The organism is Mycobacterium sp. IEC1808 (assembly GCF_002101935.1).
Taxonomy (GTDB): Bacteria; Actinomycetota; Actinomycetes; order Mycobacteriales; family Mycobacteriaceae; genus Mycobacterium.
Genome location: NZ_LQPV01000068.1, coordinates 221506 through 244478 on the forward strand (window position 1 = coordinate 221506; position 22973 = coordinate 244478).

General features: G+C 69.6%; 19 protein-coding genes. 6 read left to right on the plus strand and 13 right to left on the minus strand.

The genetic code is table 11. From position 1 onward, the window contains the following. Nucleotides 1-21: 21 nt before the first annotated feature. Together AWB92_RS27230 and AWB92_RS27235 are read left to right on the plus strand one after the other, a co-directional pair. Nucleotides 22-3099 carry a type I polyketide synthase gene (locus tag AWB92_RS27230; RefSeq protein WP_142282334.1) on the plus strand — a complete coding sequence of 1026 codons (3078 nt, stop codon included), beginning with the start codon at nt 22-24 and terminating at the stop codon, nt 3097-3099. Between the two features lie 181 nt (nt 3100-3280). Then, nucleotides 3281-4342 (plus strand): type III polyketide synthase, encoded by a 1062-nt coding sequence (locus AWB92_RS27235; protein ID WP_085191209.1) that lies wholly within the window; start codon nt 3281-3283, stop codon nt 4340-4342. Here AWB92_RS27235 and AWB92_RS27240 read toward each other — a convergent pair. The 10 genes from AWB92_RS27240 to AWB92_RS27285 all read right to left on the minus strand — a co-directional run bounded on the left by AWB92_RS27240 (nt 4339) and on the right by AWB92_RS27285 (nt 15627). Beyond that, nucleotides 4339-5664, minus strand: a complete 1326-nt coding sequence (locus AWB92_RS27240; RefSeq protein ID WP_085191421.1) for a cytochrome P450 — start codon at nt 5662-5664, stop codon at nt 4339-4341. The genes AWB92_RS27235 and AWB92_RS27240 overlap by 4 nt on opposite strands. 40 nt (nt 5665-5704) lie before the next feature. Beyond that, complete coding sequence (locus AWB92_RS27245; protein WP_085191212.1) at nt 5705-7477, minus strand: ABC-F family ATP-binding cassette domain-containing protein; 1773 nt, start codon at nt 7475-7477, stop codon at nt 5705-5707. A 7-nt stretch (nt 7478-7484) separates the two neighbouring features. Next, nucleotides 7485-8123 (minus strand): PAS and ANTAR domain-containing protein, encoded by a 639-nt coding sequence (locus AWB92_RS27250; protein ID WP_241523623.1) that lies wholly within the window; start codon nt 8121-8123, stop codon nt 7485-7487. Between the two features lie 165 nt (nt 8124-8288). Further along, a complete protein-coding gene (locus AWB92_RS27255) occupies nt 8289-9392 on the minus strand; it encodes an enolase C-terminal domain-like protein (protein ID WP_085191216.1) in 1104 nt (367 codons plus the stop codon). 9 nt (nt 9393-9401) lie between these two features. After that, nucleotides 9402-9854 (minus strand): hypothetical protein, encoded by a 453-nt coding sequence (locus AWB92_RS27260; RefSeq protein WP_085191218.1) that lies wholly within the window; start codon nt 9852-9854, stop codon nt 9402-9404. Further along, a complete protein-coding gene (locus AWB92_RS27265; RefSeq protein WP_173817500.1) occupies nt 9851-10861 on the minus strand; it encodes an SDR family oxidoreductase in 1011 nt (336 codons plus the stop codon). Before AWB92_RS27265 ends, AWB92_RS27260 begins: the two co-directional genes overlap by 4 nt. A 19-nt stretch (nt 10862-10880) precedes the next feature. Further along, nucleotides 10881-12671, minus strand: coding sequence for a glycoside hydrolase family 15 protein (locus AWB92_RS27270; protein WP_085191220.1), 1791 nt, complete (start codon nt 12669-12671; stop codon nt 10881-10883). Beyond that, nucleotides 12664-14373 (minus strand): GMC family oxidoreductase, encoded by a 1710-nt coding sequence (locus tag AWB92_RS27275; RefSeq protein ID WP_085191223.1) that lies wholly within the window; start codon nt 14371-14373, stop codon nt 12664-12666. The genes AWB92_RS27270 and AWB92_RS27275 overlap by 8 nt, the downstream gene beginning before the upstream one ends. Beyond that, nucleotides 14373-15116 carry a gluconate 2-dehydrogenase subunit 3 family protein gene (locus AWB92_RS27280; RefSeq protein ID WP_085191225.1) on the minus strand — a complete coding sequence of 248 codons (744 nt, stop codon included), beginning with the start codon at nt 15114-15116 and terminating at the stop codon, nt 14373-14375. Before AWB92_RS27280 ends, AWB92_RS27275 begins: the two co-directional genes overlap by 1 nt. Before the next feature lie 25 nt (nt 15117-15141). Further along, nucleotides 15142-15627: a hypothetical protein gene (locus tag AWB92_RS27285; RefSeq protein WP_085191227.1), complete on the minus strand. Its 486-nt coding sequence runs from the start codon at nt 15625-15627 to the stop codon at nt 15142-15144. 483 nt (nt 15628-16110) lie between these two features. Here AWB92_RS27285 and AWB92_RS27290 point away from each other — a divergent pair, with 483 nt between their 5' ends. The 3 genes from AWB92_RS27290 to AWB92_RS27300 all read left to right on the plus strand — a co-directional run bounded on the left by AWB92_RS27290 (nt 16111) and on the right by AWB92_RS27300 (nt 19782). Next, the gene (locus AWB92_RS27290) at nt 16111-16482 is read left to right on the plus strand and encodes a hypothetical protein (RefSeq protein WP_142282335.1); all 372 of its coding nucleotides are present in this window, start codon (nt 16111-16113) and stop codon (nt 16480-16482) included. A gap of 115 nt (nt 16483-16597) precedes the next feature. Next, a complete protein-coding gene (locus AWB92_RS27295) occupies nt 16598-19567 on the plus strand; it encodes an acyl-CoA synthetase (RefSeq protein WP_085191231.1) in 2970 nt (989 codons plus the stop codon). Then, nucleotides 19567-19782, plus strand: a complete 216-nt coding sequence (locus AWB92_RS27300; protein ID WP_085191233.1) for a Trm112 family protein — start codon at nt 19567-19569, stop codon at nt 19780-19782. Before AWB92_RS27295 ends, AWB92_RS27300 begins: the two co-directional genes overlap by 1 nt. Here AWB92_RS27300 and AWB92_RS27305 read toward each other — a convergent pair. From AWB92_RS27305 to AWB92_RS27315, 3 genes are read right to left on the minus strand one after another with little or no spacing between them, the layout of a single operon-like run. Continuing rightward, nucleotides 19748-20371, minus strand: a complete 624-nt coding sequence (locus AWB92_RS27305) for a TetR family transcriptional regulator (RefSeq protein WP_085191235.1) — start codon at nt 20369-20371, stop codon at nt 19748-19750. The two genes, AWB92_RS27300 and AWB92_RS27305, sit on opposite strands and share 35 nt — an antisense overlap. Nucleotides 20372-20428: 57 nt before the next feature. Next, nucleotides 20429-21247 (minus strand): ABC transporter permease, encoded by an 819-nt coding sequence (locus AWB92_RS27310; RefSeq protein ID WP_142282336.1) that lies wholly within the window; start codon nt 21245-21247, stop codon nt 20429-20431. After that, a complete protein-coding gene (locus AWB92_RS27315) occupies nt 21181-21945 on the minus strand; it encodes an ABC transporter ATP-binding protein (RefSeq protein WP_085191236.1) in 765 nt (254 codons plus the stop codon). Before AWB92_RS27315 ends, AWB92_RS27310 begins: the two co-directional genes overlap by 67 nt. Before the next feature lie 260 nt (nt 21946-22205). Between AWB92_RS27315 and AWB92_RS27320 the strand changes: the two genes are divergently transcribed. Next, nucleotides 22206-22955, plus strand: coding sequence for a dienelactone hydrolase family protein (locus tag AWB92_RS27320; RefSeq protein ID WP_085191238.1), 750 nt, complete (start codon nt 22206-22208; stop codon nt 22953-22955). Nucleotides 22956-22973 lie beyond the last annotated feature (18 nt).

Sequence of the window (22973 nt, forward strand, 5' to 3'; positions counted from 1 at the left end):
CACACTGATATGGAGGACGGCGTGCGCCCGGCAGACGTAGCGATCATCGGGATCGCCTGCAGGTTCCCGGGCGCCGCCAACCCCGCCGAATTCTGGCGCGTGCTTCGCGACGGAAAAGAAGTCACCCGTGTCGCCGAGGGGAAGACCCGCCGAGAAGGGCTGCTGGACAACGTCGCCGAGTTCGACGCGGACTTCTTCAACGTTTCGCCGCGCGAGGCCGGCGCGATGGATCCCCGCCAGCGGCTGGCGCTGGAGCTTGCCTGGGAGCTTCTCGAGGACGCGTTCCTGGTGCCGGAAGGCCTGCGGGGAGAACAGGTCGCCGTCTACCTCGGTGCGATGAGCGACGACTACGCGGTGCTGACGCTCGACAGCGCGGAACATGTTGACCATCACTCCTTCGCCGGAATCAGCCGGGCGATGATCGCGAACAGGATCTCCTACGCCTTGGGCCTCTACGGCCCGAGCATGACGATCGATGCCGGCCAGTCATCGTCGTTGGTGTCCGTCCACGCCGCGGCGGAAAGCCTGCGCTCGGGCGAATCCAAGCTGGCGATCGCGGGCGGTGTCCACCTCAACCTCGCGAGCGAGACATCCCTGCTGGAACGGGAATTCGGAGCGCTGTCGGAAGCGGGCCACACCTATGCCTTCGATGGCCGCGCCGACGGCTACGTGCGCAGCGAGGGCGGTGGGCTGGTGCTGCTGAAGCCGTTGCGCGCCGCCCTCGAGGACGGAGACCGCATCCGCGCGGTCATCCGCGGCAGCGCTGTCGGCAACGCCGGGCACACCGCCGCCGGGCAGACCGCGCCCTCGGTCGCGGGACAGGCCGACGTCATCCGCCGTGCCCTGGGCGACGCGGGCCTCCAACCGGGCGAGTTGGAGTATGTCGAGGCGCACGGCACCGGCACCCCGGTGGGCGACCCGGTGGAGGCGAACGCGCTGGGGGAGGCGATCGGCAGGCTCCGACAGCGCCCGCTGACCGTGGGGTCGGTGAAGACCAACATCGGCCATGCGGGCGGCGCCGCGGGCATCGCGGGTTTGCTCAAGGCCGTGCTGTCGATCGAGAATGGTGCCATTCCCGCGAGCCTCAACTATGCCGCTCCGACAATGGATCTGGAGAGCCTCAGGCTGCGCGTCAGCACCGAACTGACTCCCTGGCCGGCGGGGGAGGGCCCGCGACGGGCGGGGGTGTCGTCGTTCGGCATGGGCGGCACCAACGCCCACGTGATCGTCGAGCAGGCGCCCGCGCGCCCGGAAACGCCCGTGACCGAACGCGAGAACGGGCCGACCGTGTGGGTGCTGTCCGGCCGCTCGCAGCGCGCATTGGCCAATCAGGCCGCGCGGCTGCACGCGCGTGTGGCCGCCGACCCGGGGCCGGACGCGAACGACGTGGCGTGGTCGTTGGCGACGACGCGCTCGGTTTTCGAGCATCGCGCGGCGCTGGTGGGCACCGATCGCGGGACCCTGGCCGAGGCGCTGGCCGGTTTGGCGCACGGCGAGCCGCGTACCGACGCCGTCGTCGGCCGGGCGCACGCGCCGGGCACGACGGCGTTCGTCTTCCCGGGGCAGGGCGCGCAGTCGCTGGGGATGGGGGCCGAGCTGTACGGCCGCTTCCCGGTGTTCGCGGAGGCTTTCGACGAGGCCGCCGCCGCGCTGGACGACCGGCTGCGCGGCGTGATGTGGGGGAGCGACTCAAACCTGTTGGATAACACCGAGTTTGCGCAGCAGGCGTTGTTCGCCGTCCAGGTGGGGCTGGCGGCGCTGCTGCGGCACTGGGGGGTGGTCCCCGACGTGGTGATGGGGCATTCGGTGGGCGAGATCACCGCCGCCCATGTCGCGGGGGTGCTGTCGCTGTCCGACGCCGCCAAGGTGGTCGCTGCGCGGGGCCGGTTGATGGCGGGGTTGCCTGCCGGCGGCGCGATGGTCGCGGTCGGCGCCGGCGAGGGCGAGGTGGCGCCGCTGCTCACCGACGGCGTGGCCATCGCGGCGATCAACGGCCCGGAGGCGGTGGTCATCTCCGGGTCGGAAGCCGCCGTCGGCGCCATCATCCAAACCCTGGCGGACCGGGGCAGGCGCTTCCATCGGTTGGCCGTCTCGCACGCGTTCCACTCGCCGCTGATGGAACCCATGATCGAAACCTTCGAAGCCGCGGTGTCCGACATCTCGCCAGAAGAGCTTCGAATACCGTTGGTGTCCAACGTGTCCGGTCAGCTTGCCGGACCCGGCTACGGATCCGCGCGCTACTGGGCCGAGCACGTGCGCCGTCCGGTGCGCTTCGCCGACGGAGTGCGGGCCGCCGAGTCGTTCGGGGCCGGCGTGTTCGTCGAAGTCGGTCCCGGCGGCGGGCTCAGCGCCGCGGCGGAGCAATCCCTGGCGACCGAGCGTCCCGTCGCGACGGTCACGCTGGCCAAGGATCGTCCGGAGGTGGAGTCGCTGCTCATGGCGGCCGCTCGGTTGTTCACCACCGGCGTGGCGGTCGACTGGAGCGCGGTCCTGCGGCCTGGCCGGCGGGTCGAGTTGCCGACGTATGGCTTTGTGCGCCAGAGGTTTTGGCTGGGTAGCGGGACAGATGCGCCGGCACCGGACGCTCCGCACGAGACGGCCGAGCGCCTACGCCAACTGCCGCCCCGCGAGCGGCGCCGCCGCCTGACCGAGCTGGTGTGCGCCCACGCCGCGGCGGTGTTGGGACATCCGGACGGCCACGCCGTCGACCCGGAGCGCGCCTTCCAAGATCTCGGGTTCGACTCCCTGACCGGGGTGGAATTGCGCAACCGGCTCAAAGCCGATACCGGACTGGCCTTGTCGCGCACGCTCATCTTCGACTATCCCAACCCCGCGACGCTGGCCGATCATCTCGGCCAACAACTGCTGAGCGGCGAATCCGAAGAGTCCGACGAAGAAAAGGTCTGGTCGGTGCTGAGAAAGATTCCGATTCAGGAACTTCGAAGAACCGGATTGCTCGACAAGTTATTACTGTTGGCCGGCGACCCGGAGAAGTCGCTGGACGATTCAACGGTCACCGAGGAAGCCATCGACTCCTTGAGCCCTGACGCGCTAATTGCGCTTGCCCTTGACGCGGCAGAAGGCGAAGACGTTCAATAGTCAAACTGCCACTGGCGGAATTGATTACGCGCCGCGTGCCCACCTTAATTTGACATACGTTGAATATCAACTGGATTGCGATGCGGCGCGAAAACTCTTAAACTGCGCACGTTACGGAGTGGTTCACAGCCTCGGGTGAAAGTCTTCGCTTTCGTCCGCCCATAACCAAAAAGGTGGGCGCATGAGCGTTATTGCGGGCGTGTTCGGTGCGCTGCCACCGCATCGGTATAGCCAGAGCGAGATCACCGACCAATTCGTCGAGTTTCCCGGGCTGAAGGAACACGAGGAGATCGTGCGGCGCCTGCACGCCGCGGCGCGGGTCAACAGCCGCCACTTCATCCTGCCGTTGGAGCGCTACCCCGCGCTGACCGACTTCGGGGAGGCCAACGCGATCTTCATCGACGCCGCCGTCGACCTTGGCTGCGAGGCGCTGTCGGGCGCACTCGACGAGGCCGGCCTGGAGCCGAAAGACATCGACATGATCGCGACCACCACGGTCACCGGGATCGCGGTGCCGTCGCTGGACGCCCGCATCGCCGGGCGGCTCGGCCTGCGTCCCGACGTGCGCCGGGTGCCGCTGTTCGGGTTGGGTTGCGTGGCCGGGGCCGCGGGGGTGGCCCGGCTGGACGACTACCTGCGTGGCGCCCCCGACGGTGTCGCGGTTCTGGTTTCGGTCGAGCTGTGTTCGCTCACCTATCCGGCCGTCAAACCGACGGTCTCCGGGCTGGTGGGGAGCGCGCTGTTCGGTGACGGCGCGGCCGCGGTGGTGGCGGTCGGCGATCGTCGCGCCGACCAGGTTCGCGCGAGCGGGCCCGACATCCTCGATTCGCGCAGCCGCCTCTACCCCGACTCGCTGCAGATCATGGGCTGGAACGTCAGCTCCTCGGGGCTTCAACTCGTGCTGTCGCCGGACCTGACGACGTTGATCGATCGCTACCTGGCCGACGACGTCAACGGCTTCCTCGCCACCCACGGGCTCGGCAGGGACGACATCGGCGCATGGGTCAGCCACCCGGGTGGCCCCAAGGTGATCGACGCCATCTCCCGGGCGCTGGACCTCACCCCCGACGCGCTCGAGCTGACGTGGCGCTCGCTTGGCGAAATCGCCAACCTCTCGTCGGCCTCCGTGCTGCACATCTTGCGCGACACCATTGCCAAGCCGCCGCCCAGTGGTAGCCCCGGGCTGATGCTCGCGATGGGTCCCGGCTTCTGCTCGGAGCTGGTGCTACTGCGCTGGCACTAGGTCGATGGTGGCGACCCGCTTCGTCCGGCTACGCCGCGCTCGCGATCGCCACGAAGATCAACCACCTCGACGCTAAGTCCCGGCTTGGGCGACAGCGCCGCCAGGTTGTGGGCGCGGAGGCGCTGCGGGGGCAGCCGCAGCGTGGTCCGGGCCACGAGGCGGGCGAGCATGACGGTCATCTCGGTGGTGGCCATGACCGCGCCGATGCACCGGTGCAGGCCCCCGCTGAACGGAATGAATTCGTGCGGAGCCGGTTTGCGGTAGCCCGGTGCGCCGGCGTCCCAGCGCGAGGGCCGGAATTCCGTTGGCTGCGGCCATAGTTCGGGCAGGCGATGGGTGACGTACGGGCTGAAGATCAGCAACCGGCCCGCCGGGATGCGATGCCCGTCGAACGTGAGGTCGCGCATCACCTTGCGCGCCGAGATGACCCCGGGCGGGTACAGCCGCAGCGTCTCATGCACGACGCCGTCGAGGTAGACCAGCGCGTCGAGGTCGGCGGCCGCGGGAGGCCGGTCGCCGAGCACCCGGCGCACCTCGTCAACGGCCGTGTCCCACGCGCCCGGCAGCGACAGCAGCGAATAGATGGCCCAGGCCAACGCGCCGCTGGTCGTCTCGTAGCCGGCGGTGATCAACGAAATCACCGCATCCCGGATCTCGTCGTCGCTCAACGCGTAGCCCTCGTCGCCGCGTCCGTTGATCAGCATCGTCAGCATGTGGTCGTCGGGCCTGGGATTCGCACGGGCGGCGGCGATCTGGGCGTCGACGAGGTCGTCGATGCGTTTCCGCGCCGCCTCCGCCCGCCGCCAGCCCGGCGACCGGAACCGTCGCTGCAAAGCCACCGCCTGCGGAAGCATGTGCGTCAGGTCCAGCAGGGGCTGAAGTTGTTCGCCGAGAAAGTCGGAGTGCACGGCCATGCGCTGGCCGAACAGGCTTTCGGCGGTGCTCCGCCGCACCGCCGAGCGGCACTGGCGATAGATGTCCAGCTGCTGCCCGGGCCGCCATTCGTCGATGACGGCGTCGACGTTGGCGACCATGGTCTGCACGTAGTCCTGGATCTGCCGGTGCCGCAGACCGGGCGCGACGACGCTGCGCCGGCGCCGGTGGTCGTCGCCGTCGCTGACGATCAACGCGGTGGGCCCGTCGACGATGGCGAGGTTGTCAAACGTCTCCCGCCAGCTGAACGCGTCGGCGTTGGCAAACACGAACTTGTTTGCCTCGGGGCCAAGCAGGTAGGTGTAGCCGTGGCGACCGACGCCGGAATTGATCACCGGACCCCGCCACCGGTACAGCGCCAGCAACGCCTCGCCGGGCGGGTACCGCACCGGCCGATAGGTCTCGAGCCCGACTGCAGCCATGACCCGATTATTCGAGTAGCTCCGATAGCTCCAGCCAGCGGCTCTCCGTCGCGGCGACCTCGCCTTCCAGGCCGCGCAATTCGCGCGTCAGCCGCGCCAGGCCGACGTGATCGGACTGGTCGTGCTCGGCGAGCTCGTGATGCTTGGCCGCGATCCGCTCGGCGAGGCGCGCGAGCTGACGGTCCGCCGCGGCCAGCTCCTTCTCGGCGGTGCGGCGCTCCGCGCCCGACATCCCCGAAACGGAAGCCGGCGCAGCCGAGGTCGAAGCCGCAGCCGGCCGGCGCGCCGAAAGCCGCAGATACTCGTCGATGCCGCCGGGCAGATGTCGCAGCCGGCCGTCGAGGATCGCGTACTGCTGATCGGTGACCCGCTCGAGCAGGTACCGGTCGTGCGACACGACGATCAGGGTGCCCGGCCAGGAGTCGAGCAGATCCTCGACCGCGGTGAGCATGTCGGTGTCGACGTCGTTGGTGGGCTCGTCGAGCAGCAACACGTTCGGTTCGGACAGCAGCGTCAGCATCAGCTGCAGCCGCCGTCGCTGGCCGCCGGACAGGTCGCCGACGCGCGCGGACAGCTGCCCGCGGCCGAAGCCGAGCCGCTCCAGCAGCTGGGCCGGGGTGACCTCCCTGCCCTCCACCTCGTAGCCGCCGCGCAGGCCGCCCAGCACATCGGCGATCCGGTCGGCGGCCAGCGCGTCCAGCTCTTCGCCCCGCTGATCGAGCACGGCGAGCCGCACGGTCTTGCCGCGCTTGACGCGCCCGCTGTCCGGTGACACCGTGCCGGCGATCAATCCCAGCAGCGTCGACTTCCCGGCGCCGTTGGCCCCGACGATGCCGGTGCGCTCGCCGGGCGCGATCCGCCATTCGACGTCGCGCAGCACCGGCCGCCCCGCATACGCCACCGACACGTCGAGCAGATCGACGACGACCTTGCCCAGCCGCGCGGTCGCCAGCTTGGCCAGCTCGACGGTGTTGCGCAGCGGCGGCACGTCGGCGATCAGCTGGTTGGCGGCCTCGATGCGGAACTTGGGCTTGCTCGTCCGCGCCGGCGGGCCCCGCCGCAACCACGCAAGCTCCTTGCGCATCAGGTTCTGCCGCTTGGCCTCGGCAGCGGCGGCCAGCCGGTCGCGTTCGACGCGCTGCAGCACATAGGCGGCGTAGCCCCCCTCGAACGGCTCGACGATCCCGTCGTGCACCTCCCACGTCGCGGTGGCGACTTCGTCGAGAAACCAGCGGTCGTGGGTGACCACCAGCAGCCCGCCGGTGTTGCGCGCCCAGCGCTCTTGCAGATGGGCGGCCAGCCAGGTGATGCCCTCGATGTCCAGGTGGTTGGTGGGCTCGTCGAGGGCGATCACATCCCATTCACCGATCAGCAGCCGCGCCAGCTGCACCCGCCGTCGTTGCCCGCCGCTGAGCGTGGAAACCGTTGCGTCCCAGGCGATATCGGACACCAGCCCGCCGACCACGTCGCGCACCCGGGCGTCGCCGGCCCACTGATGCTCCGGTTGCTCGCCGACCAACGTCCAGCCCACCGTGCGGTCATCGTCCAGGGTGTCGGCTTGGCTCAGCTCGCCGACCCGTAGCCCGCTGCGGCGGGTGACCCGCCCGGCGTCGGGCCGCAGCCGGCCGGTCAGAAGGCCCAGCAGGCTGGACTTGCCGTCGCCGTTTCGTCCGACGATGCCGATGCGCGCGCCGTCGTTGACGCCCAGCGTCACCGACTCGAACACGACCTGAGTCGGATATTCCAGGCGTATGCCCTCGGCTCCCAGTAGGTGCGCCACCCGGCAATTATTCGAGGGTTAGCAGCGCGTGGTCGATGTGGGTCCGGGTGTCGGGTGACGCCTTGCCGGCGACGGCCTCCAGGAAGCGGGCGGCGAGGTCGCGGACCTTGAGGTTGGTTTCCTGGGAACGCCAGGCCAGGATGTCGAAGGCCCGCTCCGCGGAGATGCCGTAGGCGCTCATCAGCACGCCCTTGGCCTGCTCGATCCGGGCGCGCGCGTCGGCCACCGCCTCCAGGACGTTGGTGATGTCGGAGTGCAACGAGTCGGTGACGTCGACGTAGAACCCCGATGTGCCGATCAGGGCGCCGGTGTCGTCGAGCATCCGGTCGCCCGCCACGACGACGCAGCGGGTGTGCCCGGCGGTGTCGATGATGCGGTGCCTGCTGCTGAACGGCTTGCCGCTGATCACGCGGTCCAGCACGGCGGCGACGCGCTCGCGGTCCTCGGGGTGCTTGTGCTGCAGCAACAGCTCGGTGGTGGGCTCGACCTGTCCCGGCTCGTAGCCGTGCATGCGCGCGACGGTGTCCGACCATTCCCAACGCTGGCCGTCCAGGAAGAACCGGAACCTGCCGACCCGCTGCGGCTCGCCCAGGCCCAGCACCAGATCGAGCGCGCCCAGCTCGTGCTCCTGCACCACCCCGGACATCACCGCCTCCGGCGGCGAGCCGCCGGCTCGCCCATTGCGACGTTGACCGGTGTCATCCTCGTTCACAGTCATCGCCTGTCTCTCCCGGAATGCTTGCCGTTTTTGCCTTATCAATGCCCGTTTTCGGGCACGTTCAAGCACACCGGGGGTGCCCCAACCCGTCGATCAACTCACCCGGTACTGCTCGGCGTCGGCGTGCTTGAATTCCAGCCCGAGTCCGGGCCGGTGCTGATCGGGCCGCAAGGACCCGCCGTCGGGGGACAGGGCGCCGTCGAACAACATGTGCTCGATGCGGTGGTGGTCGTGGAAGTACTCCAGGTGCCGCAGGTTGGGAATCGCGGCGGCGACGTGGGCGTGCAGGTTGGGTGCGCAGTGTCCCGACACGTCGACGTGGTAGGCGGCGGCGACGGCCGCGGCACGCTGGAAGTCGGTGATGCCGCCGCAGCGGGTGACGTCGATTTGCAGGCAGTCGACCGCGTCGGCCGCCAGCATCCGGCGGAAATACGTGAGGTCGTAGCCGTATTCGCCGGCGGTGACGTCCGGCGTCACCTGGTCGCGCACCTCGCGAAGCCCGGCGAGGTCGTCGGAGGAGACGGGTTCCTCGAACCAGGTGACATCGTGCTCGGCCATGGCGTGCGCGACCCGGATCGCCTGCTTGCGCCGGTAGCCGCCATTGGCGTCGACATACAGTTCGACGTCGGGCCCGATCACCTTGCGCGCGAACGCGATTCGGTCCAGGTCGCGGCGCTCGTCGGAACCCGACGACTCCCCGATCTTGATCTTCACGCGGGGGATTTTCCAGTTGTCGACCCAGCGTTCGAGCTGGGCGCGGGTCGCGGTGTCGGCGTAGGTGGTGAAGCCGCCGCTACCGTAGATCGGCACCTCGGGGTGCGCGACGCCGAGCAGCCGGCACACCGGCAGATCGACCAGCTTGCCCTTGAGGTCCCACAGCGCGGTGTCGACCGCCGAGATCGCGCAGGACACCAGGCCCGGGCGCCCGCTGTTGCGGACCGCCCTGACCATGGACTCCCAGGCGTCGTTGACATCGAGGGCGCTGTGTCCCTTGACCGCGCTGGCGAGCGGCCCGGTGATCAGCTCGCGGCACGCGCCGGCGGCGTACGTGTAGCCGAGCCCGCGCCGGCCGCCCCCGACCACCTCGGCCAGGATCAGCGTGGTCGACGACCAGGCGAAGGTGCCGTCGGCCTCCGGTGCGTCGGTGGGAATTTCGTAGGCCTGCGCGGTGACCTCGTCGATGCACGCGTCCAGCATGCGGTCCTCCTACGTCTTGAGGGCGGCTCGAACGTCGCCCGGCAGGGTGTATCGGGCGACGGCTTCGGCGATCCGGTGGCGCAGCCGGACGAGCGTGGCCAGCACGTCGCCGGTCGGCGCGTCCGCCACCGCCGGCGTCCGCCGGGCCTGGGCGGCGCCGGCGACGGCGAACAGGCCGGCGGTCGCGGCGCTCAGCAGCGTCAGCCGCCGGGCGCCGCGGTCCACGGCCGCCCAGCCGAGCATGGTGATCGCGTGCACCAGGTCGACCTCGGCACCCAGCGCCACGCTCACCGCGTCGGGCCTGATATCGGTCGCCGCCGCCTGCGTCAGCAGCCGCGCCCCCAGGATGCGGGTCACCGCGCGCTCCCGACTGGTCGCCGGCTTGCCGGACGCCCGCCGCAGCAGCGAACTCGGCGCGGCGAGGAGCACCAAGCCGTAAACGATTCGCGCCCAGGCCGTCATCGCGCCCGCCGCAGCGCCAGCAGTGCACCCAGCCCGAGTCCCAGCGCGCCGGTGCCCCCGACGAGCGGATGTTGGGACAACCACACCTGCGGGCTGTGGGCGTGGGCCTTGTCGTCGAACTCGCCGTGGGCGCCGTGGTCGCTCCCGGACTCGCCATCGACGGGCTCCCACAGGTTGTGCGGCCGTCCTCCGTTCACGCGTTCGTCGGTCTGCTGCGAGTCGTATCCGGTGCGACCGAGGTAGCGATCCAGCAGGGGCGCGACGAACTTCTGGGCCAGCAGGGTGACCGCGGTGCTGTCGCCGACCCAATACTGTTTGCGCCCTGGATGATCCGCGGCGTAGGCGACGCCGCGCGCGGCGACCTCCGGCTGGTAGATCGGCGGCACCGGTTGCGGATGCCGGGGCAGGCGGGACAACACCCAGGAGAACTGCGGCGTGTTGACCGCGGGCATCTGCACGACGGTGATCCGCACGTTCGAGCCCTCGTGCAGCAGCTCGCAGCGCACCGATTCGGTGAAGCCGTTGGTGGCGTGCTTGGCGCCGCAGTAGGCCGACTGCAGGGGGATGGACCGCTCGCTCAGCGCGGACCCGACCTGCACGATGGTGCCGCGGTCACGCGGCCGCATCTTCGCAAGCGCCGCCATGGTGCCGTGCACGTAGCCGAGGTAGGTCACCTCGGTCACACGTTTGAACTCCTGCGGCGTGATCTCGTGGAGCGGCGCGAACACGGATGTGAACGCGACGTTGATCCAGGTGTCGATGGGGCCGAACGTCAATTCGACCTCGTCGGCGGCGGCCGCGACGGCCGAATAGTCGGCCACATCCGTCGGGATTGCCAGCGCCTTTCCTCCGCCGGCCTCGACGTCGCGCGCCGCGCCCTCCAAACCGGCGGCGCCGCGCGCGAGCAGGGCGACATTGGCGCCGCGGCGCCCGAACAGCTGCGCGGTCGCGCGGCCGATGCCGGCGCTGGCCCCAGTGATCACAATCGTCTTTGAAGTCGGTGTCATCGGCCGAATCTCCTTTCGTTCAGTCCTGGTGCACGGTCTCTTCGGCGAGGGTGGCCGTGCATTCCAGCAGCAAGGCGTGCGCGAACGCTTGCGGCAGGTTGCCGCGCAGCTGGCGCTGCCTGACGTCGTATTCCTCGCACAGCAGCCCGGGCGGGCCGCAGGCGGCGCGGTTGCGTTCGAACCAGCGCATCGCGCAATCCGCATGGCCCAGTTGGTCTTCGGCCAGCGCCATCATGAATCCGCACAGCAGGAACGCCCCCTCGGCATCGCCGAGGTCACGTTCGTCGTGCCGAAAGCGGTAGACGTAGCCGTCGCGCGCGAGTTCCCGGCGAACGGCGTCGAGCGTCGCCCGGGTGCGGGGATCGTCCGCGGGCACCGCACCGCGCACCGGCGGCAAGAGCAGCGACGCGTCGACCCCGGCGAGCCGCGGGCTGCGCTGCCAGTAGCCGTGCGGGTGCACGCTGGACGACGCGGTGTCGGCCAGGATCGCGTCGGCCAGCGACGCGGAGGCGGCGAGCTCGGGACCCGCCCCGGCCACCTTCGCGATGGCGCGTAGCCCGGCCACGCAGGCCAGGCGGGACTGCGTCCACAGCTCGTCGTCGATTTCCCAGACGCCGGCATCCGGTTCGCGCCAACGCTTTTCGATCCCGTCGATGGCGGCCTGCGCGGCGCGCCACCCCTCGGCATCGAGCCGGTCGGCCCTGGCGGCCATGGCCAACAGCTGCAGCGCCTCGCCGAAGACGTCGAGCTGGAATTGCTGGTTGACCCGGTTGCCGACCTTGTCCGTGCCGCCCGGGTAGCCCGGCAGGTCGAGGGCCTCTTCGCTCGGCACCGAACCACCCGTGACCGTGTAGGCGGGTTTGAGGTGCGGGCCGTCCTGGAGCAGCCGGGCGCCGACGAACTCCACCGCCTGGTCGAACAGCTCGGGCGCGCCGACGGCGCCCGCGGCCAGGCCGGCGTATACCTGGTCGCGGATCCAGGCGTAGCGGTAGTCGTAGTTCTGGTTGGTGTGCGCGCGTTCCGGCAGGCTCATGGTGGCGGCCGCGACCATGCCGCCGCCGCTGCTGGTCAGCCCGCGCAGCACCGCGTAGGAATGACGCGCGTCGCGTGGCGCGATGGTGCCGTCCAGCTCGGGCACGCTACGGCCCCAGGCGGCTTCGGTTGCGTCCCAGGCGATGTCGGGGTCGGGTGGACGGTCGGGCAGCGCGCGTTCGGACAGCTCCAGCACCAGGTCGTGATGGGCGCCCTCGTCGATGGTGATCTCACACATCAACGGATCGCCGCGGCCGCGGGCCGATTTGACGGGGTGCGCGTCCGAGCCGCCCGACCACCGCCACCGCAACCGCCCGGACCGGCCGCTCCAAATCCCGTCGTCAAGGCTGGCCTGGCCGGGTCCGTGACGGCCGAACCCGGCGCTCGGCGCCAGCAGCACCCGCACCCGCGACTTCCCGCGGCAGCCCGTCACCCGCCGCAGCAGCACCACCTGCTCAGGATCGCCGGGGAAGGCCAGCGCCTCGCGGCACTCGACGATCCCGTCGCGGGTGGTCCACCGGCTGCGCCAAATCAGGGTGCCCGGCTCGTAATAGCCGCCCCACACGTTCCGCACGTCCGTCGGGGTTACCGCGTAAACCCCGTCGCCGCCAATCAGATTGGAGAACACGGCCTCGGAATCCCACCGCGGCGCACACATCCACGCCACGTCGCCCTGCGGGCCGATCAACGCGCCGCGCTCGCCGTCCGCCAGCAGCGCATACTCGCGCAGCACCCGCGGCGCGTAGGCCGCGTCGACGTCGATCGTCTGCTCAGCCACGCGCCGCCACCTTCGAGCGCCCACCGACGGCGCCGGCCGCGCCGGAGGGAATCTTGCCCCCCGCCATCCGCTCGGCCAGCCGCGAGGCCAACGCCATGATGGTCAGCGCCGGGTTCGCCGAGCCCTGCGTCGGGCAGACCGAACCGTCGGCGAGGAACAGGTTCGGCACGCCCCACACGCGGTGATCGGAGTCGACGACCGAATTCTCCGGGCTGGTCCCCATGCGGGCGCCGCCGATCAGGTGGGCGAACCGTTCGATGGTGAGCTTGTCCTGGGCGTCGGCAGCATCGAGGATGTCACCGATCACCTTGGTGGAGTAGGCCATGTTGGCCTTGTCGTTGTCGCACAGGCTGTAGTCGAACCGGGCCACCGGGATGCCGTACAGGTCCGTCTCGTCCGCGAGGGTGACCCGGTTGTCCGGCCGCGGCAACAGCTCGTTGAGCACCCCGATGGTGGCCCAGTGGTTGTAATCGCGCATGTACTCGCGCAGCGCGCGGCCCCAGTGCCCGCCGGCCATCACGTGCTCGGCCCAGCCGATGGGCATGGGGGACACGGTCTGAATGGAAAAGCCGCGGGCGAATCCGCGCGCGGGGTCCGTCTCGTAGTACTGTTCGGACGACACCTCCGGGGGAGGTGCCTTGTACATCCGGACCTCCTCGGACCACCGGCCCGCCGACTGCGTCGCCCCCTGCACCATGACATAACGCCCGACCTGATCGTCGTTGTTGCCCAAGCCATTCGGGAACCGGGCGCTGACGGAGTTGAGCAGCAGCCGGGGCGTTTCGATGGAATAGCCCGCGACGGCAACGGCTTTCGCGCGTTGCAGGCGTTCGGTCCCGCCGGCCTCGTCGTAGTACACCACCCCGCGCGCGGCGCCGCTCTCGTCGAGTTCGACGCGGGCGGCCATGCAGTTGGCACGGATCTCCACGGCGTGGGCCAGCGCGTCCGGCAGGTGCGTGACGTACGGGCTGGCCTTGGCGTTGACCTTGCAGCCCTGCAGGCAGTAGCCGCGGTAAATGCAGTGCGGGCGATTGCCGAAGGTACCGTTGACGATGCCGACGGGCCCGACGCGCATCTCGATGCCGAGCTTCAGCGCGCCCTCCCACAGTTTGGCGGCCGCGCCCGAAATAGGATGTGGGGCAAAGGAATAGCGATGGGGATAGCCCCAGGGCCAGTTTTGGCCGGCCACCGGCAACTCGAGCTCGACGCGCTCGTAGTGCGGGCGGATGTCCTCGTAGCCGATGGGCCAGTCCGCCCCGACCCCGTCGAGGGTGCGGGTGGCGAAGTCGCTGGGGTGGAAGCGCGGACAGTAGCCGGCATAGTGGACCATCGAGCCGCCCACCCCGCGCCCGGAGTTGTTCTTGCCCAACTCAATCGGGTGGGCGCCGCCGATAATGCGCTTCTGGGTCCAGTACAGGTCGTGCGAGCCGGCCTCGTCGGAGACCCAGTCCTCGTCGGGATGCCAGAATGGTCCGGCTTCGAGGATCACCACCCGCCACCCAGCGCGGGCCAGCCGCTGCGCGAGCACCGAGCCGCCCGCGCCGGCCCCGACCACCACCAGATCGACCTCGTCGTCGTCGCGATAGCGGCACATGGTCTTCTCGCCGGGCAGGTCGCGGGAATGGACGTCGAGCAGGAAGCGGGAGTCGTTGTCCTTCGGCCCCACCGCTCCTTTGAGCACACCGCGCAGCAAGTCGCCCATCACAGCTCACCGCTTCGCACGACCCGCACGGGATCCTCGTCCGTGGCGCCACGGGTCTCGAACGGCTCGCGCGCCGCGGCCGGCCCGGTAGCACCGCCGAGACGCATGAACCCGCGCGGGTACGCCGGGCCGCCGAAGCCGATCTCGTTCCAGGCCCAGGGATGGGAGTAGAAGCCGGACAGCGTCATTCGCATGCACACCGACCAGGCGCGCTTGACGTTCAGCCGGTCCCAGGCCCCGCCCTCCAGCTCGCCCTGCGAGAACTGCTCGACGATCGCTTCGCGGGCGGCGGGCTCGGCTTCGGCGAACGCCTTGCCATAGCGGCGGGCGGCCGTCTCGTCGAGCGCGCGCAGCACCAGTCGCCAGGTGTCGCGGTCGTCGGGCATGTCGGCGTACTGGTAGCCGTCGAGGCGTCCGTCGGCGAGCTTGGAGTCGACCGACTCGGCCACCGGCACTCGCGGCTCACAGTCCTGCGCCAGCACGGTGTCACAAAACGCGCGCAGGCAGGGTTCCTGCTCGGCGGTGAAAAACCGCAGGGGACCGGGCGGTTCCAGCCGTGCCAGCACCACCTTGCGGGTGGCGTCGTCCCACGTGTCGGCGGTCTGAAGAACGTCGAAACCGGGGTAGCGCCCGATCATTTGGGGCGTGATGCCGCGGCGTTGCTTCGGAAGCCACGACGGGTGCGGCGGCTGGCGGTCGGGGCGCAGGTTGGGCAGGTGGTCGGGGAGAGAGGTATCGGCCATTTTGAAAATCTCTCGCAATCCGTCGTTATCGCCGGAAGCGTTCCCGGCGCAGGATCGAGGCCAGCAGGCCCATTCCGCCGACCATGCACATCAACCCGGGCGCAGCGATCGGCGGGCCCATCGGCACGTTGTAGGACGCGTTCTTCCACCCGCCCGGTTTGCGGGCGACGCCGCGGGCGTGCAGGTATTCACCCATCAGCCCGTTGGCCGTGTAGACGCCGGCGGTGATCGGCAGCCAGAGTTTGGCCCAGCGGCGCGAGAACACCCCGCCGATTCCGGCGACGACCACCGGCGGAGTGACGACGATCGGGCTCCACATCCATTTGTTGCCGAAGCTGGCCTTGTAGTGCTCGAAATAGATTTCCGCGGTGGTGACGAGGGCCGCGATCGCCGTCAGCCCCGACAGGGAGCGTTCGAAGCGACCGTGCGCGACGTCGTACAACGCGCGCTCGGCCACCTGTCCGGCGCCGCCGCCGCCTCGGCGCCGTCCGGCGTTGTCCAGCAACATCATTTGAGTTCCTCTTCCTGGGGTCGGCCGGGCCTCAGCGACCCGGGATTGAATGCGTTGTGATGGCGAACGCGGGCGAAACCTGAACCCGTAAATCGTGTCGATGTTCCGCGCCAAGGGGCGCTCGTGGTGGAAGCCCGCCGTCTGCCCATTGGGGCACCTCACTCCTGCAGGAAAACACGCTCGGACGGCCACTCCTACGACACCGCTCGCGGGATCTTGAGGTGGCTGCCCACAGGACCGGTTAAGCGCCCAGCTGCGTGTTTCAACCGAGGTGGTCGTGACGGCATGCAGGCATGCGTCGCAAACCCTTGCGCTCGGGTTAAGTACCCGGATTCGCCGGGGCTAACCATTGAATTCCGCGCCAGGCCACCGGTGGCGCTAAGCCATGGGGGGCAACGCAAGTCATCCTTCGCCGATTCGTCGGCGCGGACCGGTTTCAGCCCCGACAACCGGGCAATCCTGCGCTCGAGAAAGGACCGGATGATGGTCAATGTAGACAACGGACTCCAGGCCCAATCTGGGCCCGAGGCATGGGGCGCCGAGGACGCGTTGCGCGCAGGCCGGCGGGCCGAGCAGGCGCGGCGGCTGGCCAGGGCGGCACAGCGATCTGCGGCGAGCAGCCTGGACATCTCGGCGGACAGTCACGAGCGAACCGCGAACGCGTATGACGAGGCGGCCCGGCGCGATGGTCGCCGCGCCGATGAGTGGCGGGGACGCGCGGTTCGGCACCGCGAGTACGCGGCGGAGGATCGCCGGATGGCGCAGCGGCTGCGGCGCATGGCCGAGAGCGACCCGTGGGGATTCGGCGCCGGTGAAGCTATATGGAGCGGCCGCAGAATTTACGGGATCGACTAATTCGATATCCCAATCGAGCCGCGCTGGGGCCGCCCGCGGGCAAACTGCCTGACCAGAACCGCCGTGGGCGCCGGTGTGCCATGATGGCGGAGCTGTCAAGAGTCAGGGAGCAGCGGTGGATCTCAATTTTTCGATGGTCACGCGTCCGGTCGAACGGCTGGTCGCCACGGCACAGAACGGGTTAGAGGTCTTGCGGTTGGGGGGCTTGGAAACCGGCACGGTGCCGTCGCCATCCCAGATCGTCGAGAGCGTCCCGATGTACAAGCTGCGCCGGTATTTCCCCCCGGACAGCCGGCCCGGGCAGCCGCCGGTGGGCCCGCCCGTCCTGATGGTCCACCCGATGATGATGTCGGCGGACATGTGGGACGTCACGAGGGACGACGGCGCGGTGGGAATCCTGCACGCCGGGGGGCTGGATCCCTGGGTCATCGACTTCGGTTCGCCGGACAAGGTCGAGGGCGGCATGCGCCGCAATCTGGCCGACCACATCGTCGCGCTCAGCCAGGCCGTCGACACCGTCAAGGACGTCACGGGCAGCGATGTGCATCTGGTGGGCTATTCGCAGGGCGGGATGTGGTGCTATCAGGCCGCGGCGTACCGGCGTTCGAAGAACATCGCCAGCATCGTCGCGTTCGGGTCGCCGGTGGACACGCTGGCGGCCCTGCCCATGGGCATCCCGGCAAACTTCGCCGCACCGGCCGCGAACTTCATGGCCGACCACGTCTTCAGCCGGATGGCCATCCCAAGTTGGATGGCGCGGGCCGGTTTTCAGATGATGGACCCGCTCAAGACGGCCAAGGCGCGGGTGGACTTCGTGCGCCAGCTGCACGACCGCGAGGCGCTGCTGCCGCGTGAACAACAGCGCCGGTTCCTCGAGCGCGAAGGCTGGATCGCGTGGTCGGGCCCGGCGATCTCCGAGCTGCTCAAGCAGTTCATCGCGCACAACCGCATGATGACCGGTGGCTTCGCGATCAACGGCCAGATGGTCACGCTCACCGACATCACCTGTCCGGTGCTGGCCTTCGTCGGCGAGGTGGACGACATCGGGCAGCCGGCCTCGGTGCGCGGCATCCGGCGGGCGGCGCCCAACGCCGAGGTCTACGAACGCCTAATCCGCACAGGGCATTTCGGTCTTGTGGTCGGCTCCCGGGCGGCGCGCGAGAGCTGGCCCACCGTCGCCGAGTGGGTGCGTTGGCTGTCGACGGGCGGGGACAAGCCGAGCGGCATCGACCTGATGGCCGATCAACCGATCGAGCACACCGACAGCGGCGTCGCGATGAGTTCGAGGATCACGCACGGCATCGGTGAGGTGTCCGAGGCGGCGATCGGGGCGGTGCGCGGAGCGGCCAGCACAGTCGTCGCGGCCAACAAGTCGATGCGCACGCTGGCCGTCGAGACCATCCGCACGCTGCCCCGGCTGGTCCGGCTCGGGCAGATCAACGACCACACCCGGATTTCGCTGGGCCGCATCATCGAGGAGCAGGCGCGCGACGCCCCGCAGGGTGAGTTCCTGTTGTTCGACGGGCGCGTGCACACCTACGAGGCGGTCAACCGGCGCATCAACAACGTCGTCCGCGGCCTGATCGAGGTGGGCGTGCGCCAGGGCGACCGGGTCGGCGTGCTGATGGAGACCCGCCCCAGCGCCCTCGTTGCCATCGCCGCGCTGTCGCGGCTGGGCGCCGTCGCCGTGGTGATGCGGCCCGACGCCGACCTGGCCGCGTCGGTGCGGCTCGGGGGAGTCAGCGAGATCCTCACCGACCCGACCAACCTCGACGCCGCGCGCGACCTGCCGGGTCAGATCCTGGTGCTCGGTGGCGGCGAATCGCGCGATCTGCACCTGCCCCACGACAGCGACGTCATCGACATGGAACAGATCGACCCGGACGCGGTCACGCTGCCGGCGTGGTACCGGCCCAACCCGGGATTGGCCCGCGACCTGGCGTTCATCGCGTTCACCGCCGCCGGCGGCGAGCTGGTGGCCAAGCAGATCACCAACTACCGGTGGGCGCTGTCGGCGTTCGGGACCGCGTCGACGGCCGCCCTGGACCGCCGCGACACCGTGTACTGCCTCACGCCGCTGCACCACGAGTCGGCTCTGTTGGTCAGCCTGGGCGGCGCGGTCGTCGGCGGCACCCGCATCGCGCTGTCACGCGGTCTGGACCCCAAGCGCTTCGTCCAGGAGATCCGCCAGTACGGCGTGACGGTGGTGTCCTACACCTGGGCGATGCTGCGCGACGTCGTCGACGATCCCGCGTTCGTGCTGCACGGTAACCATCCGGTGCGGCTGTTCATCGGCTCGGGCATGCCGACCGGTTTGTGGCAGCGGGTGCTCGACGCGTTCACCCCCGCCAACGTCGTGGAATTCTTCGCCACCACCGACGGACAGGCGGTGCTGGCCAACGTGTCCGGCGCCAAGATCGGCAGCAAGGGCCGCCCGCTGCCGGGCGTGGGGCGCGTCGAGCTCGCGGCCTACGACGCGGAGCACGACCTGATCCTGGAGGACGACCGCGGCTTCGTGCAGCGCGCCGAGCCCCTGCAGGTGGGGGTGCTGCTCGCCCAGTCCCGCGGGCCGATCGATCCCAGCGCTTCGGTCAAGCGGGGGGTGTTCGCCCCCGCCGATACGTGGATCTCCACCGAGTACCTGTTCTACCGCGACGGCGACGGCGACTACTGGCTGGCGGGCCGGCGCGGCTCGGTCGTGCACACCGCGCGCGGGCTGGTGTTCGCCGAGCCGGTCACCGACGCGCTGAGCTGCATCAACGGCGTCGACCTCGCGGTGACCTACAACGTCCCGGTGGGCGACCGCCAGTTGGCGGTCGCGGCCGTGGCCCTGTTGCCCGGGGCCGGCATCACCGCGGCGGACCTGACCGAGGCCGTCGGCGACCTGCCCATCGGGGTGGGGCCGGACATCGTGCAGGTGTGTCCCGAGCTGACGCTCAGCGCCACCTACCGTCCGACCGTCAGCGCGCTGCGCGCGGCCGGGATCCCCAAGGCGGGGCGCCAGGCGTGGTACTTCGACGCGACCAGCGAGCAGTTCCGCAAGCTGACGCCGGCCGCGCGGTCCGAACTGAGCGGTGGGCAGTGATGCTCGACGATGCCCTGCTCGCCATCCTGGTGTGTCCGGCCGACCGGGGCCCATTGGTGCTCGTCGGGGAGGAGCTGCTCTACAACCCCCGGCTGCGCCGCGCCTACCGCATCGAGGACGGCATTCCGGTGCTGCTGATCGACGAGGCGCGCGACGTCGACGACGACGAGCACGAACGGCTCATGGCACAAGCCCGTCCGGCAGATCCCCGGTGAGGTAGCGCTGCAGGTTCGGCGCCACGGTCCGCGCGATCACATCGGCGGGCAGCGACTTAAACGGCTCCAATTCCAGGATGTAGCGCGCCATCACCACCCCCACCAACTGCGACGCGACGAACTGGACGCGGACGACGCCGCTGCCCGGCGGATCGTCGACGCGCGGACCCACCTCGACCGCGATCACGTCCTGGATGAAGGACCGAAACAGGTTGACCTCAGAACCGGCCAGGATCGAGCGCAGCGCGGCGACGAACGCGACACCGATCTCGGAGTCCCACAGCGGCAACAACATTGACGGCAAGGTGTGGCCGAGCTCCTCGACGGGCACCTCGCGCAATGCGCCGATGACCTCCATCGGGTCGATCGGGATGTGCACAGCGGCGGCGAAAAGCTTTTCCTTGGTGCCGAAGTAATGATGCACCAGCGCCGAATCGACGCCGGCCGCGGCGGCCACCGCGCGAATCGACGTGTTACGGATGCCGTTGCGGGCAAACAGCTCTCGGGCACTGGTCAGGATTCGCTCTCGGGTATCCGAGCTGCCCGCCGGTCGCCCGGGCCGCCTCCGGCCCGTGTTGATAGCCGTCATGCTAGGGCCCTCCGTGGCGACCCGCTGCGCCCGGCTCCGCCGCGCTTGCGATCGCCACTAGGGCGTCCGCCGGCGCAGCGTCGCCGCGGCCAGGCACAGCGCCGCGAGGGCGAACCCCATCACGACGACGATGTCGCGCACCGCGATGTATGTGAGTTCGCTGTGCGTGCCCACTTGCTGCAGGGCCTCCAGCGCGTAGCTCGCGGGCAGCACGTTGCTGATCCACTGCAGCCAGTGCGCCATCAGCGCGCGGGGCACGATGATGCCGGCCAGCAGGAGCTGGGGGACCATCACCAGCGGGATGAACTGCACGGCCTGAAACTCGGTGCGCGCGAACGCGCTACACAGCAGGCCCAGCCCGACGCCCAGCACGGCGTTGGCGATGGCGATCACAAACACCCATACCGGACTGCCCGCGGTGTCGAAGCCCAGCAGCCAGAACGACACGATGCAGGCCAGGATCGCTTGCGCCGCAGCGGCTATGGAGAACGCGGTGCCGTAGGCGATGAGCAGGTCCAGACGGCGCAGCGGCGTGGTCAGGATGCGCTCCAGCGTCCCGGAGGCCCGTTCGCGCTGCATGGTGATCGACGTGATGATGAACATCACGAAGAGCGGGAACAGTCCCAGCAGGATCAGGCAGGCGTTGTTGAACGGGGTTGGCGTGCCGGGGCGATGCGGGGCGTTCTCGAACATGAAGTACATCAGCGTGATCACCAGGATCGGCACGAGCAGGATCAGCGCGACGCTGCGGTGGTCGGCGGCCAGCTGACGCAGGATGCGCGTCGTGGTGGCCGCGTAGGCCTTCAGTCCTAACCGGCCTGGAGCCTCGTGCTGCGCTTGATGATGGACAGAAATGCGTCCTCCAGTGACGGACATCCGGTGTCCTCTCGTAGTCGGGTCGGGGTGGTGTGGGCGACGAGGTGGCCCTCGCGCATCAGCAACAGGTCGCCGCAGTGGTCGGCCTCGTCCATCACGTGGCTGGAGACCAGCAGGGTGGTGCCGCCGCGGGCGAGCTCGGTGAACTGCTCCCACAGGTCGACCCGCAGCACGGGGTCCAGGCCCACGGTCGGCTCGTCGAGCACGAGCAGCTCGGGCCGGCAGACCAGCGCGCACGCCAATGACGCACGGGTGCGCTGACCGCCAGACAGGTTGCCGCAGAAGGCGGTTCGATGGTCGGTCAACCCGACCCGCTCGATGGCCTCGTCGGCGGCGCGGTTGTCGAAGCCGTACAGCGAGGCGAAGTAGCGGACGTTGTCCACGATCCGCAGGTCGTTGTAGATCGTCGGGTCCTGCGGCATGTAGCCGACGCGGCGGCGCAGCGCCGGGCTTCCGGCCGGCCGGCCCAGCACCGTGACGGTGCCCGACTTCACGATTTGAGTCCCGACGATGCAGCGCATCAGGGTGGTCTTGCCGCAGCCGGAGGGGCCGAGCAGTCCGGTGATCGTGCCCTTGGCGATGGTTACCGAAAAGTCGTGCAGCGCAGGGCGTTTACCGCGGAGGACGCGCAGATGCTCGATGTTGATCGCCGGGGCGTGTCCCCTCGCCAATAATTCATCACTCGATGAACTCATCATATGATGAATACTCCGCTGGTGACCGGGCCATGTCAAGACCCCTTCCCGCGAGCGTCAAATCCACGACGCGACACGCCGCCGCGGCGTCGTGGATTTCACGCTGGGCGGAGCCCGTCCCCACTTCGGGCGGCGGCCTTCCCTGGGAGCACGATGACGCTCAGGGCTTCGTGCTCAAGCTGCCCGCGGGCTAGCCGGGTGCCGGCCTTCGCTGGCGGTGAACACGCTTATCTCGCAACGCACTTCGTGATACACAGTCGACCATGACGAGCGCGACTGACATCGAGTACCAGGCCGACGGCAGGACCATGATCGGCCGACTTGCCGTGCCAGACGGCGACGGCCCGTGTCCAGCGGTCCTTATCGCGCACGAGGGCCCGGGACTTGATGACCACCAACGCCGCCGCGCGGATCGACTCGCCGAGCTGGGCTACGTGGCGTTCGCCCTGGACTATCAGGGCGGTGGCGTGTCGATGACCGACCGAACAGCCATGATGGCCCGGCTCGACGATCTCTGGCACGACCCGGAGCGCACCAGGGCGCTGGCCCGCGAGGGCCTGACCGTGCTACTCGACCAGCCCCGCACCGACCCCAAGAAGGTCGCCGCAATCGGCTATTGCTTCGGCGGACACCTCGTCCTGGAACTTGCGCGCGCCGGCACCGACCTCGCTGTCGTGGTCGGCTTCCACCCCCGGCTGGCCACTCCGCGCCCGTCGGACGCCGCCAACATCACCGCCAAGGTGCTCGTGTGCATCGGCACCGAGGACCCATTGATCCCCGTCGGCGAGCGGCTCGTGTTCGAAGAGCAGATGCGCGCGGCCGGGGTCGACTGGCGCATGAACCTCTACGGCGGCGCGCAGCACAGTTTCACCCACCCGGAGGTCGACCGCATCGAGGTCCCCGGTCTGCGGTTCGACGAACTCTCAGCGGAGCGATCGTGGCGCGCCATGCTCGACCTGTTCGACGAGGCGTTCCACACCGGGCGCAGCCCGCAGGTCGGCCGCAGCCGATAAACTCACCACGCCGAGCCG